This window comes from Salipaludibacillus keqinensis, from assembly GCF_003226325.1.
Taxonomy (GTDB): domain Bacteria; phylum Bacillota; class Bacilli; order Bacillales; family Salisediminibacteriaceae; genus Salipaludibacillus; species Salipaludibacillus keqinensis.
Genome location: NZ_PDOD01000002.1, coordinates 18,633 through 34,357 on the forward strand (window position 1 = coordinate 18,633; position 15,725 = coordinate 34,357).

The 15,725-nt window shown below is 38.0% G+C and carries 13 protein-coding genes and 3 pseudogenes; 6 read left to right on the top strand and 10 right to left on the bottom strand.

Annotated features, from left to right (window positions below):
• Positions 1–79 precede the first annotated feature (79 nt).
• The 4 genes from CR194_RS07275 to glaH all read left to right on the top strand — a co-directional run bounded on the left by CR194_RS07275 (position 80) and on the right by glaH (position 3,809).
• A complete protein-coding gene (locus CR194_RS07275; RefSeq protein WP_110609022.1) occupies positions 80–748 on the top strand; it encodes a GntR family transcriptional regulator in 669 nt (222 codons plus the stop codon).
• 10 nt (positions 749–758) lie between these two features.
• Complete coding sequence (gene lhgO / locus CR194_RS07280) at positions 759–1,979, top strand: L-2-hydroxyglutarate oxidase (protein ID WP_110609023.1); 1,221 nt, start codon at positions 759–761, stop codon at positions 1,977–1,979.
• 182 nt (positions 1,980–2,161) lie between these two features.
• Positions 2,162–2,488 carry a DUF3870 domain-containing protein gene (locus tag CR194_RS07285; RefSeq protein ID WP_110609024.1) on the top strand — a complete coding sequence of 109 codons (327 nt, stop codon included), beginning with the start codon at positions 2,162–2,164 and terminating at the stop codon, positions 2,486–2,488.
• Positions 2,489–2,876: 388 nt separating this feature from the next.
• Positions 2,877–3,809: a glutarate dioxygenase GlaH gene (glaH, locus tag CR194_RS07290; protein ID WP_110609025.1), complete on the top strand. Its 933-nt coding sequence runs from the start codon at positions 2,877–2,879 to the stop codon at positions 3,807–3,809.
• 974 nt (positions 3,810–4,783) lie between these two features.
• Here glaH and CR194_RS07295 read toward each other — a convergent pair.
• The 8 genes and pseudogenes from CR194_RS07295 to CR194_RS07320 form a co-directional block, all read right to left on the bottom strand.
• A pseudogene (locus CR194_RS07295) lies at positions 4,784–4,861 on the bottom strand (gluconate 5-dehydrogenase); the annotation flags it as partial.
• 83 nt (positions 4,862–4,944) lie between these two features.
• Entirely contained in the window at positions 4,945–5,403 is a 459-nt protein-coding gene (locus CR194_RS07300; RefSeq protein WP_110609026.1) for an FAS1-like dehydratase domain-containing protein, read from the bottom strand.
• A gap of 18 nt (positions 5,404–5,421) precedes the next feature.
• Positions 5,422–6,186 carry a 3-oxoacyl-ACP reductase FabG gene (gene fabG / locus CR194_RS07305; protein ID WP_110609027.1) on the bottom strand — a complete coding sequence of 255 codons (765 nt, stop codon included), beginning with the start codon at positions 6,184–6,186 and terminating at the stop codon, positions 5,422–5,424.
• A 27-nt stretch (positions 6,187–6,213) separates the two neighbouring features.
• Positions 6,214–6,806, bottom strand: a pseudogene (locus CR194_RS07310) (acyl-CoA dehydrogenase family protein).
• Positions 6,778–6,873 carry a hypothetical protein gene (locus CR194_RS20515; protein WP_233254337.1) on the bottom strand — a complete coding sequence of 32 codons (96 nt, stop codon included), beginning with the start codon at positions 6,871–6,873 and terminating at the stop codon, positions 6,778–6,780. The pseudogene CR194_RS07310 and the gene CR194_RS20515 overlap by 29 nt, the downstream one beginning before the upstream one ends.
• Positions 6,834–7,427, bottom strand: a pseudogene (locus tag CR194_RS20520) (AMP-binding protein). Before CR194_RS20520 ends, CR194_RS20515 begins: the two are co-directional and overlap by 40 nt.
• 221 nt (positions 7,428–7,648) lie before the next feature.
• The gene (locus CR194_RS20525; RefSeq protein WP_233254272.1) at positions 7,649–8,002 is read right to left on the bottom strand and encodes an AMP-binding protein; all 354 of its coding nucleotides are present in this window, start codon (positions 8,000–8,002) and stop codon (positions 7,649–7,651) included.
• A 173-nt stretch (positions 8,003–8,175) separates the two neighbouring features.
• Positions 8,176–8,946, bottom strand: coding sequence for an SDR family oxidoreductase (locus CR194_RS07320; protein WP_110609028.1), 771 nt, complete (start codon positions 8,944–8,946; stop codon positions 8,176–8,178).
• A gap of 675 nt (positions 8,947–9,621) precedes the next feature.
• Between CR194_RS07320 and CR194_RS07325 the strand changes: the two genes are divergently transcribed.
• Both CR194_RS07325 and CR194_RS07330 read left to right on the top strand, forming a co-directional pair.
• Complete coding sequence (locus CR194_RS07325) at positions 9,622–10,695, top strand: glycosyltransferase (protein ID WP_110609029.1); 1,074 nt, start codon at positions 9,622–9,624, stop codon at positions 10,693–10,695.
• Complete coding sequence (locus tag CR194_RS07330; protein ID WP_199228145.1) at positions 10,682–12,061, top strand: protein kinase family protein; 1,380 nt, start codon at positions 10,682–10,684, stop codon at positions 12,059–12,061. Before CR194_RS07325 ends, CR194_RS07330 begins: the two co-directional genes overlap by 14 nt.
• A gap of 231 nt (positions 12,062–12,292) precedes the next feature.
• Here the strand turns inward: CR194_RS07330 and CR194_RS07335 are convergent, their stop codons facing one another.
• Positions 12,293–13,285, bottom strand: coding sequence for a tRNA dihydrouridine synthase (locus CR194_RS07335; protein ID WP_110609030.1), 993 nt, complete (start codon positions 13,283–13,285; stop codon positions 12,293–12,295).
• Positions 13,286–14,334: 1,049 nt separating this feature from the next.
• Positions 14,335–15,723, bottom strand: a complete 1,389-nt coding sequence (lpdA, locus tag CR194_RS07340) for a dihydrolipoyl dehydrogenase (RefSeq protein ID WP_110609031.1) — start codon at positions 15,721–15,723, stop codon at positions 14,335–14,337.
• Positions 15,724–15,725: the final 2 nt, after the last annotated feature.

Here is a 15,725-nt window from a genome sequence, read left to right on the forward strand (position 1 = left end):
TTATTTGTTTTTATTCAAAAAAAATGATATTATCCCTTTAAATTGTATCCAATCTTAACCTTCATAAGGAGGGTAGTTCATGACCCAGATAAATGGGGAAAATTCTACAACTGTAAGTTATGTGACGAAACAACTTCGTATCGCTATTTTAGATGGCAGTTTACAAAAAGGAGAGCGCCTTGTTCAAGCCGAGTGGGCAAACCGCCTCAATGTGAGCCGCATGCCTATTAGAGAAGCTCTTACGCAACTTGAATTTGAAGGTCTTGTGAAGATTGTTCCACATAAAGGCGCAGTCGTTACCCCTATCACTAAAGAAAATATTGAAGAGCTGTATCACACACGCTCTTTATTGGAAGGGCTAGCTGTAGAAAAATCCTTACCTCACTTAACGGATAATGATAAAGAAGAATTAAGATCAGTTCTATATGAAATGGAACACCTTCTTTTAACGGATGAAACAAACGAAATGTATATCAAATTAAATGCGAGATTCCACAAAACACTTCGGAAGGGCTGCCCTTGGTCACGACTTAAAAAAACAATAGATTCGTTAGGAATATCTCCAATAGCACCTAGTTTACTTGAAGAATACTACGCCGAAACTCAAAGAGAGCACAAGATGATTTACGAAGCGGTTTTACGTGGTGACCCATCCGAACTGCGTTCTGCATTGGAATTTCACATTTTACGAACGAAAAATAATTTAATTGCTCACATGGAATTCTTAAACAAAAATAATAAAGAATAGAGTGATAGGTATGGGATATGATTTTGCAATTATTGGTGGAGGAATTGTCGGTTTGTCTACAGGAATGAACCTGAATAAACGTTTTCCAAACGCTAAAATCGTAGTAATAGAAAAAGAAGCAGGTCTCGCCGAACATCAAACAGGACATAACAGCGGAGTTATTCACTCTGGCATTTATTATAAACCTGGCAGCTTCAAAGCTCGGTTTGCCCGAGAAGGAAGTAAGTCGATGACCGAATTTTGCAAAACCTATGGTATTGATCATGACATTTGCGGTAAAGTAATTGTAGCTACAAAAGAAGAGGAGTTACCAACACTAGAAAATTTATATAAGCGCGGTATAGAAAATAAGCTAGATATCCAAAAAATTGATAAATCTGAGTTAAAAGAAATTGAGCCTCACGTTAATGGTCTAAGCGCTATCCGAGTCCCCCAAGCTGGTATCGTTAATTATCGTCAAGTAAGCGAAAAATTTGCTGAAATCATTCAGGATAATGGTGGTGAAATTAAGCTTAACAGTAAAGTTAAGTCCATCCACGAAGAGACGACCGGAGTAACGATTGTAACAAGTAAAGAGACTGTAAAAGCTAATATCGTGATTAACTGCGCTGGATTACATAGTGACCGCGTTGCCACTTTATCTGGTTACAAAACGGATATGAAAATCGTTCCGTTTAGAGGTGAATATTTCAAATTGAAACCAGAAAAGAGAGATTTAGTTAAACATTTAATTTATCCCGTACCAAATCCAGACTTTCCTTTTTTAGGCGTTCATTTCACCAGAATGATTGATGGAGAAATTGAAGCAGGACCTAACGCGGTCCTTAGTTTTAAGCGAGAAGGGTATAAAAAGACTGATTTAAATTTAAAAGATTTGTATGAAGTGTTAAGCTATGGAGGGTTTTGGAAGCTAGCGAGTAAATTTATGAAAGAGGGCACAAAAGAGTATGTCCGTTCCTTTAGTAAAAAGCAATTTACGAAAAGTTTACAGGAATTAATACCTGATATCAGAGAAGAAGATTTAATTACTGCTCCTGCTGGTGTCAGAGCACAAGCTATTAGTCAGGATGGCTCAATGGTCGACGACTTCCATATTATTCATGGAAATCGAACAATTCACGTTTGTAACGCACCTTCTCCTGCTGCGACAGCATCTATAGAAATCGGGAAAGAGGTTGTAAAGCAGCTGCCTCAACAAACCCATTTGACCGAAGCAGTGGTAACAACCTAAAAAACGTTATTTATAACCTAGTTTTAGGAATTACCGATAATTAGAAGTATACGGAGCCAAAGCGAGGCGACTGATGTTAGACCAGCCCGTCCGTCACACAGCAGTATCGAGAACTGATAACTTCTCTCTTAAATGTGTCATTTTAAGCAAGATGAAGAAAATTAATTTTAAGGAGTGTCGCTATGAATAATGAGAATATTGTATTTATCGCTGGTCATGCCCGTCTTCCAGAGGGTATGGCGGCTCAAAGTATGTTTCAAACATTAACAGTAACTGCGGAAATTGAACGGCAGTACGGAGTAATATTGCAATGTTCCTGTACTTTGGCCACTGATCACGGCCGAGATTTTATTAATCAAATGTTCAGAGGCTATAGCTTAAAGAATGGAATTGATGCTCCTATCAGAGCTATCCATAGTAATTACTCTGGTAAAGCAAAGAATGCTATCATCGCAGCTTTGAAAGATTTATATTCACAATATACTACATTGCCAACCACAGATAGCTAAAAGAGTGAATAGTTCATTACGATATATCCCTACTCATCCCCTGTCATTAAGATGTTAAAAGAACTTTTGAGTTCATCAAATACTAATTTTACAAGAAATATATTTTAAATATTGAAAAAACATTGACAATTGTGACATCTTTTTGTATATTGTTAACAGATCTTACTTTGATTAAGAGATGATCTTTTTCAATTCGTAAGTGAATCACAAAAATTGTAAGTCTACAAAACTTTAAATAATGCTGTTTATAAGACTTGGGTTTTATCTACCAATAAAACTCACACGGTCTTTTAAAGCCAGCCTATCGCGTTCATGGGATCATTGCGCGATTTGGGCTGGCTTTTTGTATTGTTTAAAAAAATATTTTCAACCCTAGGAGGGCTATTTAATGAGTATGTTAGAAAAAAATGTCTTAGATTTCTCGCAAAAAACAAGTCAGTACAACATCGCACCTCATTCACAGTCAAGTCGCATGTACCATGTAGAACTTGAGGATTCAGCTCTTAAATCATTCTTTGAAAAGACGCGTTCAATCGAAGTACAAGAATTAGAATATGTTCCTTATATGCGTTATATCGTTTCAGGCATTCTACAAGATGTTTTTGGTGAAGAATTTACTAATACCTTACAACAAATACTCCAGGATCGAAGTACTGGCGGTTACACACTTGGTTTAGATGATAAACAGTTAACAGCCGATGAGTACGTTATCTTCTCTACAGCATTAACGCACTTAATGGGACAATGTAATTTTGATGCCATGTCAGGTAAATACTATGCTCGATTCACTGTAAAACATACTGATGAAAGTGATTCGTACTTGCGCCAAGCTTACCGGTTGTTTACTCTTCATACAGACGGAACATTCGTAGATGAATCCACGGATTGGCTCTTAATGATGAAAATGCAAGAAGAGAACGCTGTAGGTGGAGAGTCTCGTCTTCTACACTTAGATGATTGGGAAGACGCTAACCACTTCGTGAATCATCCGTATGCAAGAAAAGAAATCACATATAAAGCACCATCCAGTAAAAATGTTGACCAAGAGATCAAGAGAAAAACATTCTTCTATCAAGACGGAAAGCCATGTATCTGCTTTATCGATCAATTCGCGAATCCCGAATCAATAGATGAAGCCAGATATCTCAAAGATCTATCCAGTTCTATGGAAAACGACAGAAACCTTATTGAATTAGGTCTTCCTGTAGGACATCTTGTAATGGTCAACAATTTGTTCTGGTTACACGGGAGAGCAGCCTTCGAACCTAATGAAAACCTTCATCGTGAATTATTACGTCAACGTGGCCGTTTCCACGTATAATAATTTAAAAAATACCTTTAGCTTCTGAATAATAGAGATACAGCTTTTTGCCCTCCCGTTTCGTTAAGGGATCGACGATACCACTTAGGACTGAGCCTATAATCACGGAAGTGCTGCGAGTTGTCTCGAGGAGGTACACGGTCTATAAAACCAGCGGTCAATATTAACAGAGCGATAATTTTAGCGACTGTCTAGTCTTACCTTTGCTTTAATACCTGAAGCAACACGTAAACTAGAGCCAGTTATACCCGTTCAAATATAACGGATGTATAACTGGCTTTTATTATCTTATGATGAAAGGATGAGATCCTATTGTGTATTATTATTAATGATAAAAAAAGCTTCCCTAACAAAACAATCATTCAATCTTCTCTTCGAGAAAACAAAGTTTCCAAGCCAACATGCAACGGTAAATGTTTAACCTGTGCAAAAGCTAAATCGACGAAATAAAGGTTTGTAACCTAAACCTATTATAATAAGAAGAGACTAGAAACAATGTTCAAGTTGTATGTAGGGGGTATGCTTAACACCCACCTACACACAAAAAATATTTCTAGAAAAAGAATTGCCAGTTTAACTTTCCACTTTTTCAGCCTCTCATCCGAGTTCCATAGGGTAAAATAACCACATATTTATAATTTTGTAAACTTAAATCCTCTCACCTTCCTGAAAATAGTAGTCTACTTAAGGATATGGGGTAACCAAGGAAACAAATTCATCGGTATTCACTGTCATATCATTCGCAGTATATAACGGTACCCCTGCAAGGGCATAGTTACCACGAAACCTTTCAAGGAACCTTTTCTGCCAAGTATTCACCCCTGCGTCTATTTCCATTACTTTATAGTGCGGTTTTAGCCTTTTTATATGATTCCAGCAATTCTTTCACTATTTGTGAAACTGTTTGAACTTTTTTTATCCCCCCTACTCCTTGACCTGCTCCAGTTTCTCCTCTTATATGATTCGAAGCTGGTTTGTTGTCCTAGCCCAAGCCCTCCGCCAGTTACAATAGCGGTCTTTCCAGTCAGGTTAAATAGCTTTTTAACATGCATAAAAAAATCTTTTCTCATAGATGATGCTCAAAGAGGCGCTACAAATGGCTTTCATTCCTCTTAGGTTTTCACGCAAGACTAATTTATTGATATTTTTTTAATTCCTGCCTTGCAACAGTCCTGCGATGAACCTCATCAGGCCCATCTGCTAATCGCAAAGTTCGTATATTTGCCCAGCTTGCGGCAAATGGAAAGTCATTACTTACACCAGCCGCTCCAAAAGCTTGAATAGTACGATCGATCACTCTTGCAGCCATATTTGGAGCAATTACTTTAATCATAGCAATTTCTGCTTTTGCTTCTTTATTTCCAACCGTGTCCATCTTTTCCGGAAGTTTCAATCCTTCGACACTCCCAAAATCAAACACTCGTGGAAATGTAGGTGGTGCTATATTTTGACCATATCTTGACTGTCTTCCTGTTTCTTCTTCAACATAAATTGGGTGTAAATCACCGATTGATTCAGCAAATCGAGTGACCAATCTCCTTTCTACGGTATTTTTGACTTTATTAGATTGTTTGCCAATCAAATACTTATACATGTGGATTGCTCCTTTCCCTTAATTCTTTGGGCCGCCCGCAACATAAATAACCTGCCCATTAACAAAAGAGGACTTCTCATCTGCAAAAAAGGCTACTGCATTTGCAATATCTTCAGGTTTACCAGTTCTTGCTGCCGGTATCGTACGGATCGCTCCTTTGATAAAGTCATCAAACGGAACACCAACTCGTTGAGCAGTTTCCTTCGTCATTTCCGTCTCAATAAAACCAGGTGCAACCGAATTTGAGGTTATTCCATATTTACCAAGTTCAATAGCAAGCGTTTTCGTAAAACCTTGCAACCCGGCTTTAGCTGTTGCATAATTAGCCTGTCCCCGGTTACCAAGTGCTGAGGCGGAGGAAATACTGATAATTCTCCCATATTTCTGATTGACCATATACTTTTGAGCGGCACGAGAAACATTAAATGAACCTTTCAAATGGACATCCATTACCATCTGCCAATCACTGTCCGTCATTTTAAATAACATATTATCCCTGATGATCCCTGCATTATTGACGAGAATATCGAGGCTTCCAAAGGATTTAACTACTTCCTCTATTGCTGTTTCTACTTCTTTTGCTTCCACAACATTTACCTTTTTGACAAACACTTCGTAGCCTTTTTCCTTAAATTCTTTTTCTGTCTCACTCATAGCTTCTTCATTGATATCAATAATAGCTACTTTTGCTCCTTCTTCAGCAAAAGTTTGAGCCACTGCTTTCCCTATACCACGACTTCCTCCTGTAACAAATGCTACTCTACCTTCAAATCTTCCTGACATAACAAAGTCCTCCCCTTATTTCAGAATTTAAACAAATTGACCTAATTTAACGTTACCTTTGATTAAGTTTCTGGAAATAATTAATCTCTGAATTTCGTCTGTCCCATCATAGATTCTCCATAATCTTGCTTCACGGTACCAACGCTCAATTGGTGACTCTCTTGTATATCCCATTCCTCCATGAATTTGCATCACCCGATCTACTACTCTGTTACCCATGTTCGCTCCATATAATTTAGCAATAGAAGCTAAATGACGGTTATCCTCCCCTTCATCGAGTGTAAATGCAGCATTTAGTGCCAGCCATTTAGCCGCTTCGATTTCAACGGCAGAATCATCAATTTGCCATTGAATCGCCTGTCTCTCAGTAATTGGTTTTCCAAATGTTTTACGTTCTTTGGAAAAATTGGTACAAAGGTTTTTGAAATTTCCATGGAAACAAAAGCTTGCATCATCTGACCAATGTCTGCTCCACCATATTCTTCCGGTGTATTAATCCCCCAAAATCCAGCTTTCTTGGCTTTCATTTTTAGTTCTTGTTGCTTTTCAGCAGATAAACTTGGCTTTCCTTTACGTTCGTTGCGAAGGACTTCATTCTCTAATGGAATTAATTCTTTCACGACAAAATTTAATAAGTTCTTCTTCCGTCAGTGCCTCATTATCTTTAAGGACAACAACGGCTTTGATAGACTCACCTCTGTACTTATCCGGCACCCCGAGAACAGCAGAGTGATAGCATCAACAATTTTTGCATCTGTATTTGGAATAGGGATACCAATGCTACCAGCTTTTCGGATTCCAGAAATTGGATTTCTATGTGTTACAGGAGAGGCCTCTGATAAACCATAACCTTCTGCCACATTCGTTCCACTTGTATCATTGAAACTGTTAAGAACTTCTACAGGCAAAGGTGCAGATCCACTTGTGCAAGTCCTTATACTGCTGAGATTAAAATTATTTTCTTTATAATAATTAAGTTAAGCAATAAACATTGTTGGTACACCAGGGAATATGGTTGGCTTTGCCTGCTCTATTACTTGTGCAGCTTGTTCTACTTCAAATTTTGGAACTAATATTAAATTCCCACCAATATAAAAGGTAAGATTCATACAGCTTGTCATTCCATATACGTGAAATAAAGGAGATATTGTAAGCACACGTTCTTCGCCCAGTTTGGTTCTCGCCTGGGAAGTTGCATAACTTTGCAAGGTATTTGCAACTAAATTATAATGAGTCAGCATTGCTCCTTATGAACGCCCTGTAGTCCCCCCCCTGTATATTGCAGAACAGCTATATCTTCTATGGGATCCACGGATACATCAGGAACTGGGTTTCCATTGTCCCTGAGAAGCTCGTTAAACTTGCAAGCGCTCTCAAGAGAAACAGGGATTAATGTAGATAAAGAGGTTTGATCCATTACAGCTTCTACAGCTGGAAGTAGTTGATCTAAAACGATCAGAACTTAATCATTTAATACGTGCAGTAATTCTGTTGATTTATACATTGGATTAACTTGAACAACTGTGGCACCGCATAAAAGCGCTGTATAATAGCTAATAGGATATTGCGGGCAGTTTGGCAACATTAAAGCTACTCTGACACTTTTGCCTACTCCAATATTTTGCAAAGATTTGGCGACATTTTTAATGCGTGCGTCAAGTTGCTCATAGGTATAGTGATTACTAAAAAAAGTAACAGCAGTATGACTGGAATATTTGCGTACGGATTCAGTAAATAACTCAGTCAAGGAAATTTCAGGTATATCAATTTCTTTTGGGTTTGATTCAGCAACATGTTTGAGCCATAGTTTGGTCATTTAAATTCCCTTTCCTATACAATGTTGGATTTTCTTTTAGCCATTACAATTTCATACTTGCTAAACATTTAAATACTAACCGATTAGTATGTTTTGAATATTTTAATTATAAGAATCGAAATTTAAAAAACAATGCTTTTCTATAAAACTGTCAGAAGTATCACTGTTTTATTCTATAAAGTTGCCCCACCATCTACAGCAATGATTTGTCCAGTGACAAAATCGCTCGCTGTCGATGCAAGATAAAGTGCTATACCTTTTAGCATATTCTCATCACCTATACGCTTTAATGGAACACGTGAAATTATCTCGTCACTTTTTTGATCAAGAAGAGCATTCGTCATTTTTGTAGGGAAAAAACCTGGTGCAATGGAGTTTACATAAACACCGTCTTGGGCCCATTTTCTAGCTAGGTCTTTCGTGAAATGGATAATCGCAGCCTTACTCGTACTATAGCCAATGGCATCTAAAACTTCTGGAGGTTCTGCTTTTATACCAGCAACAGAAGAAATATTAATAATCTTTCCTGAACCATTTTGAATCATATGGTTCCCCACTTTTTGTGACATCATAAATGTACCTTTAACATTGACATTCATTACTTTATCCCAAGCCTCTTCGGGCATATCTTCAACAGAGGCACCCCACGTTGCTCCACTATTATTAACTAATATATCGATTTTTCCAAACTCAGCAATAGCTCTATTTACAGCATTTTCAATATCTACTTTACTTGTGACGTCACAAGCTATAGCGATTGTTTTTATTCCCTTTTCTTTTAACATATCAGCTGTTTCTTGACAATTTTCTATCTTTCTAGAACAAACAATAATGTCACAACCAGCTTCTGCAAAAGCTTCAGCAATTTGTTTACCGAGTCCTCTGCCACCCCCTGTAATTAATGCCACTTTTCCTGTTAAATCAAATAATTTAAATACATTCATTCTGATTCCTCCTAAATGTCCTTCATTAAACAATAAAATAGTGTTACGGAAAATAATACTACTAGCTAACATAACATACTGACCACTTAGTATTTTTTAAATATTTCAATTATATCAAATTGACATTAAAATACAATTTATTTTTATGAAGCTGCTCTATTATTTTATTAATGACACCGATTTTATGGTGCGGAAATGGCCTCCGATCCGCAGAAGTCAAGTCTAATACTTCTTCAAGTTCTTCTCCTAGATTAACAACTTAAATCCATTTCTATAAAATAAGCAATTGTGCAAACTTCATTTCCAAGACGTGTTCGGGTTTATTTAACCGTATATGAGCTACCATCGACTGTTCATCTTCTAACTAATATATAGAGTTAAACTTTGTAATTTAAATATTAAAACCATTTACTTATAATACGATTCTACGTACTGAATCTAAATAAAAGTTTGCAAAAATTCAAGTATACTTTCAACTCTAGAATTATAAGAAATAATAAAAGACTTATAGTCGTTACTATCCGTAAGCTTATTCATAATCCGATTAACCACTATCGTCATTACTTGGAAAATGGAGCACATTTTCTCTTATATTTTATATTTGTCCACTCCAAATATTCTCCCTTCACATATCTAGTATAAAAGGCAACTATTTTGAAAGGAGAATCATAGAAAATGTCTTCGGTTATGCATTTAAACTTACGGGTTGATCCGACACAATATATTCCACAAATAAGACAAGTTCCAGGTTATGACTATATCCATCTAATTCGACAACCTAAGTATATGATTGATTCGTCTCTTCTAAATGAAAAAGTTCATTACCTTAGCGAAATTCTTTCCGCTCAAAAATACGTTAAGAAAAATAATATCTCTCTTTTACATGCCCATCATGGTCAATTAGGATTATTATTACTTCCTTTTAAAGAAAAAACCAATCTCCCTTTAATAACTAGTATCCGCGGAGCAGACGCCACTCTTGCTGAAGGTAGAGTTGGCTATTATGAAAATATGAAAATGCTCTTTGAGAAAGGAGACCGTTTTTTTCCAGTTTGTCAATATTTAGCTGACAGAATTAACGCTTGGGGCTGTCCAGCAGAAAAAATCAGGGTTTTATATGGCGGAGTTGACCTTAATCAATTCACTTACAGACCTCCTCAGCAAAGAGAAACTCAAAATATTCTATCGGTGGGAAGACTTGTAGAGAAAAAAGGACACCATATCTTAATGCAAGCTTTTCAAAAAATCAAAAATAAATTTCCTAATGCCACATTAACCATTATCGGAAGAGGAGAGCTTGAAGAGCCCCTGAAATTATTAGCTACTCAACTTAACTTAGGAGAATCCTTCCGTATATTAAAACATCTTCCTAAAGATCAAGTTTACGTAGAGATGGCTAAAGCAGACTTATTTTGCGCAGCAAGCTTAATAGCGTCTGATGGGAATGTAGAAGGAATCCCTAATACTATAAAAGAAGCGATGGCCACTGGCTTACCAGTTATTTCAACTACACATGCAGGCATTCCTGAATTGGTCACAAACCATAAAGAAGGAGTATTAGTGGAGGAGAATAATGTTAATCAACTAACAGAAGCTCTAATATTTATGCTAGAAAACAGAGACCGATGGGAACAATATACAAATGCAGCGCGTCGTAAAGTGGAAGAAAACTTTGACCAAGTTCATCAACTGCAACAGCAAGCTAAGTTTTATGATGAACTGTTAGGAGGAGAATATGGAGGACATTAAATCTATTACCGTAACCAAAGGTGAAGGAACTTTAGATATTATTAATCCTACTAACTTTCCACTGATTGGCCATGGCACACAAGGGGCTGTATTTAAACTTTCTGAAAAGCGCTGTGTAAAAATATATGCAAACAAGGAACAAGCAACAATGGAGGAAGAAGCACTTAAAGCAGGGCAACACCTCTCGTTCATGCCCAAAGTATTTGAAACTGGACCTAATTATATCATCATGGACTATTTTAATGCTCCTACCTTGAAGGAGTACCTAAAGAATAGTATGTATATGAAAGAATCTCTAGCAAAGAAACTTTTAGCATTATTAAAAGAATTAAATCAATCGGGTTATAGTATGGTAGATGCTCCTTTACGTCATATTTTCGTCCTAGAAAATGAAGAATTAAAGGTGATTGACCACGTTAACGCATTTAAAAGAGAACACCCCGTCCCAATAAAACTTTTAAGAGAATTAAAATTAATCCTACTAAAGGAATCATTTTTAATGCATGTTGCAAAATTAGAGCCTAAGATATACCGAGAATGGCAGAATTTTTTCAATGAGAGAGAGATTGATTTTAGAAATATTGAAGTAGTAACTGGAGGTTCGGGGAATTCGGTAAACGTTAATAGCGCTCTTCCACTTCCGCTTGTTGGTCAAGGACATCAAGGTGCTGTGTATAGAGTATCTGACGATCAATGTGTGAAAATTTACCCGAACTCCGACAATGCAAAACAAGAGAAAGAGGTTCTTGTTTCATGCCAACACTTGCCATTTATTCCAAGAGTGTTTGAAACTAGCACAAATTATATATTAATGGAATATCTATTAGGACCAGATTTAAATTCCTTTCTAAAAAAGCAACGTGCTTTCCAACGTTCCCTCCCAGAATTTATAACAAGACAAATTCTCGAAATGTTAAAAACAATGAAAGATGAAGGATTTAAACTAATTGATGCTCCGCTACGTCACACCATTTTAACCATTAATGGATTAAAATTAATTGATCATGTCTATTCATTTACACGTGAACAAGAGCGCCCTCTTGAACTGTTCAAGGACCTTTCTTTATTAAATTATTTAGATCCTTTCTTAGAGCAAGTAAAATCAATGGACTTGGAAATCTACCATGATTGGACAAACACACCCCTTCCCCCAATCCAAGAAAAAATAAATTATACAGGCCCTCATATTCAAGACGAAGAAAAACTAAATATTAAAACTCCTGAACAAATTGTAAAAGAGATACTAATTAGAGATAACTCTATTACCCTAAATCACCAAGAACGATCTGTTAATCTTAACCCTGCAGTAAAGGCAAGGAAGAGAGTTAGGAAAAAAAGAAGGTGGAAAAGACGGAGGAAAAGATAAAATAAGGTATCAATAAAACAATTGTTATTTGAAGTTTCTCTTTACGCATAAGCTTCAATTGCGTAACCTTTCCTATAAAGAAAGCCCGCCTGGATAAACAGGCGGGCTTTCTTTGAGAAGATGACTTCAGCATTTGTTTCGATGCTGCTATTCATATATGAAGAAAAATGCATGTTGCAGTCCAAACAGTGAAAGGGCAAAGAACACTTTATGTCGTCCGGTGCACTTCCGTTAGGAATTCAACTGTTTTTCTCTATCGCTCTGGACAAGCTCAAATTCATTGAGCAAGGTGCGCACTTCATCCGTCGACTCTGTAGTCATCAACTGATTTCTCAACTCACTGGCCCCGCGAATTCCGCGGACATATATTTTAAAGAAACGGCGGAGCGGTTTGAATGAGATCGCCTGCATTTCTGTTGAATATTTATCATGCAGATCCAGATGAAGCCGTAAGAGATCAAACAATTCCTTGCTGCTATGCTCTCTCGGCTCTTTTTCAAAGGCAAACGGATTATGAAAAATCCCTCGTCCAATCATGACTCCATCGATGCCGTATTTATTGGCAAGCTCCAAGCCTGTTTGACGATCAGGAATATCCCCGTTGATTGTCAACAGTGTATCCGGCGCAAGCTCATCGCGGAGTTTCTTGATCTCAGGAATCAGCTCCCAGTGCGCATCCACATCGCTCATTTCTTTTTTCGTACGCAAATGAATCGATAGATTGGCGATATCTTGCTTTAGGACGTGTGTCAGCCAGCCCCTCCACTCGTCCACGTCGGTATAGCCAAGCCTTGTTTTCACACTGACAGGCAATCCACCCGCTTTTGCTGCTTGTATGATCTCAGCCGCAGTATCAGGATGCCGGATGAGACCACTGCCTTTTCCTTTTGCTGCCACATTTTGCACAGGACAGCCCATATTGATATCTACCCCTTTGAAGCCTTGTTCCGCCATACCGATACTCATTTCCCTGAAGTGTTCAGGTTTATTTCCCCATATGTGAGCAACCATTGGTTGTTCATCTTCTGTAAAAGTAAGGCGCCCCCGCACACTGAAGACCCCTTCCGGGTGACAAAAACTTTCAGTGTTCGTAAACTCTGTGAAAAACACATCAGGCCTTGCTGCTCCCGCCACTACATGGCGAAAAACAACATTCGTCACATCTTCCATCGGTGCTAATACAAAGAACGGTCGTGGCAAATCACGCCAAAAATTTTCTTTCATAATCAACTTCCATTCCTTTCATTATGAGATAAAGGTCTGTCCCTCATCCAAATTCTTGTTGTCTCTATCCTAGAAATTCATCAAATATATTTATGAAGGCATCTTATTATTTTATTAACCTTATATATTTTACACGATTCAAGCGTTTGTGGAAAGAGGCGGATTTTAAACGATGCTTCATAAGTGCAGTTCTTATCCGTTGCGTCAATTTTTGTTACAAATTAGACATCCCCCGGCTAAACGATTTAAGTTAATGAGCTGTTTAAATGTAGAGTCAATATTATTTAAAATCGTGATAAAGCTGAGAAAATATCGCTTTCATCTGCCATTGCTTAGATCATCAGCTAATTCCTTCATTTATTTTCTTCTACACAAAAAGCGCCAACCCCGATAATAGAGAAGTTAACGCTTTTACATGTGTGGGCAAGGTTTATATCATGCCGCCCATCTTTTAACTCGATAAATATCTCAAAATACGTTTCATATACCTTGATATATTAGCGTTTTAACTCCAGTAAAACAAATAGGATATGCTGAATACACATATAAACATGAGCATTTATTTTGTGAAATATTTCTGAGGGGCTTATTTTTACAAGTTCGTCCTTCTATAAATATACCTAATTGTTGCAAATAAATTGGAATTAGGTATGATTACCTAAGGTTCGAGTAAGATATTTTCCTCATGCTCATTTCATGCCGCTCCCTTCTATCTCAGTTTGTCGCAATGGTAGAAGAGAAGGGGCTGTCATAGAGGTGGTGTTGCTAAGTTTTGAAAAGAGGGAGAATTGGGTGTTTGAACTCTCCGTATCTGAAGTAATTAAAATAAAGCGAGCAACTATTGTAAAAGTAGCTCGCCGTATATAAGATCACCTATTTATTTACCTACCTATTACTTATTTGTTAATTATCAATATTCTCTGCATAACCACTCAGATTTTATATTGTTCAATCTCAACATGGCTGTCTATTCGCTTCACTTCGAATTTAGGTGAACTTTGCACTTCATTATGTTCATTCGGAAAGTTTCTTAACACTCTCAGTACTTCCTAGTGATGAATACCCTGACCAAGCCAGGCTTCTGCAGCTTCAAATAAGTTCTCAGACAATGTCGGATGAGGATGAACCATGCGGGACAATTCTTCCACTGTGCCCTCTAGTTCAATGATAGCAACAGCCTCGGCGATCATTTCAGTCACATGTGGGCCAACCATAACTACTCCAAGGATTTGACCATATTTCTGTTCGGCAATCAGTTTAACGAAGCCCATTCTTTCATCCATAGCCAAAGCTTTTCCATTTCCACCCATTTGTATTTTCTGAACCTTTACATCGTATCCCTCTGATTTGGCTTGCTCTTCAGAGATACCCACACTGGCGATTTCTGGGGCTGTATAGACACAACGAGGCACGATTTGTTGGCCCCATTTGGTTTCGTGGCCAAGCACATTGGCTACAGCCACTAAACCTTCGGCACTGGCTGAGTGTGCCAACTGCCAACCGCCGATGACATCTCCGACTGCAAAGATGTGCGGTATACTCGTTTGCATGTATTCGTCCACGGCTACAAAAGGACCATCCATTTCAAGAGACAATTCTTCGAGTCCTTTGAGGTTTGGTTTTCTACCTGTTGCAGCAAGCACTAGGTCGCCATTCCAATGTCCAGTGTTGCCCTTGGCATCTTCATACTGAACGGTTGTCCCTTGTGTAGTTCGCTTTAGTTCTTCTACTTTCGTTTTGGTTAGTATCTGTACGCCCTTTTTCTTTAGCGATTGGCTCAACATGCGTGCAGCATCAACATCTTCTAAAGGCAAGAGACGATCAGCCATTTCGGCCAAAGTGACTTCTACTCCTAATGCCGAATAGATACAAGCGAACTCCACACCAATGAATCCAGCTCCCATAATAAACACAGATTCAGGCAATTCTTGAACATTAAAGATTGTATCAGTGCTGTGTACACCAGCTTCCTCTATCCCTTTAATAGGAGGCACAGCAGGCTTTGAACCTGTGGCCACAATGATGTCATTACCCCTGATATAAACCTCTTGCTCATCTTTAAAAAGATCGATGCGGACGGTTAAATCCTGACGCACATGACCAAATCCTTGGTAATGTTTAATCTTGCCTGCTTTGATGAGCCCGGCAATCCCTTTGCGCAATGTGTGAATGACCGTATCTTTTCTGGCTAACATCCGCTCAAAGTTAATTGAAACAGGACCGGTTTCAATGCCCCAACCCCTCGCTTTTTCCATTTGTTCGAGGAATTCACTATGCCTTAATAATGTTTTGGAGGGAATACAGCCTCTGTTCAAGCACGTACCACCAAGATGATCGCCTTCCACAAGTGCAACGGAAGCGCCTGACTTGGCCGCACGTAATGCGGCAACATAGCCCCCTGGACCTCCGCCGATAACAATAATATCGTATGATTCCATAT

Bases quoted from the DNA above. Each gene is read 5' to 3' on its own strand.
- CR194_RS07335 (WP_110609030.1), bottom strand. From the start codon at position 13,285: ATGAAAGAAAATTTTTGGCGTGATTTGCCACGACCGTTCTTTGTATTA.
- lpdA (WP_110609031.1), bottom strand. From the start codon at position 15,723: ATGGAATCATACGATATTATTGTTATCGGCGGAGGTCCAGGGGGCTAT.
- CR194_RS07325 (WP_110609029.1), top strand. From the start codon at position 9,622: ATGTCTTCGGTTATGCATTTAAACTTACGGGTTGATCCGACACAATAT.
- CR194_RS07275 (WP_110609022.1), top strand. From the start codon at position 80: ATGACCCAGATAAATGGGGAAAATTCTACAACTGTAAGTTATGTGACG.
- fabG (WP_110609027.1), bottom strand. From the start codon at position 6,186: ATGTCAGGAAGATTTGAAGGTAGAGTAGCATTTGTTACAGGAGGAAGT.
- glaH (WP_110609025.1), top strand. From the start codon at position 2,877: ATGAGTATGTTAGAAAAAAATGTCTTAGATTTCTCGCAAAAAACAAGT.
- CR194_RS07330 (WP_199228145.1), top strand. From the start codon at position 10,682: ATGGAGGACATTAAATCTATTACCGTAACCAAAGGTGAAGGAACTTTA.
- CR194_RS07320 (WP_110609028.1), bottom strand. From the start codon at position 8,946: ATGAATGTATTTAAATTATTTGATTTAACAGGAAAAGTGGCATTAATT.
- lhgO (WP_110609023.1), top strand. From the start codon at position 759: ATGGGATATGATTTTGCAATTATTGGTGGAGGAATTGTCGGTTTGTCT.
- CR194_RS07300 (WP_110609026.1), bottom strand. From the start codon at position 5,403: ATGTATAAGTATTTGATTGGCAAACAATCTAATAAAGTCAAAAATACC.
- CR194_RS20525 (WP_233254272.1), bottom strand. From the start codon at position 8,002: ATGACCAAACTATGGCTCAAACATGTTGCTGAATCAAACCCAAAAGAA.
- CR194_RS07285 (WP_110609024.1), top strand. From the start codon at position 2,162: ATGAATAATGAGAATATTGTATTTATCGCTGGTCATGCCCGTCTTCCA.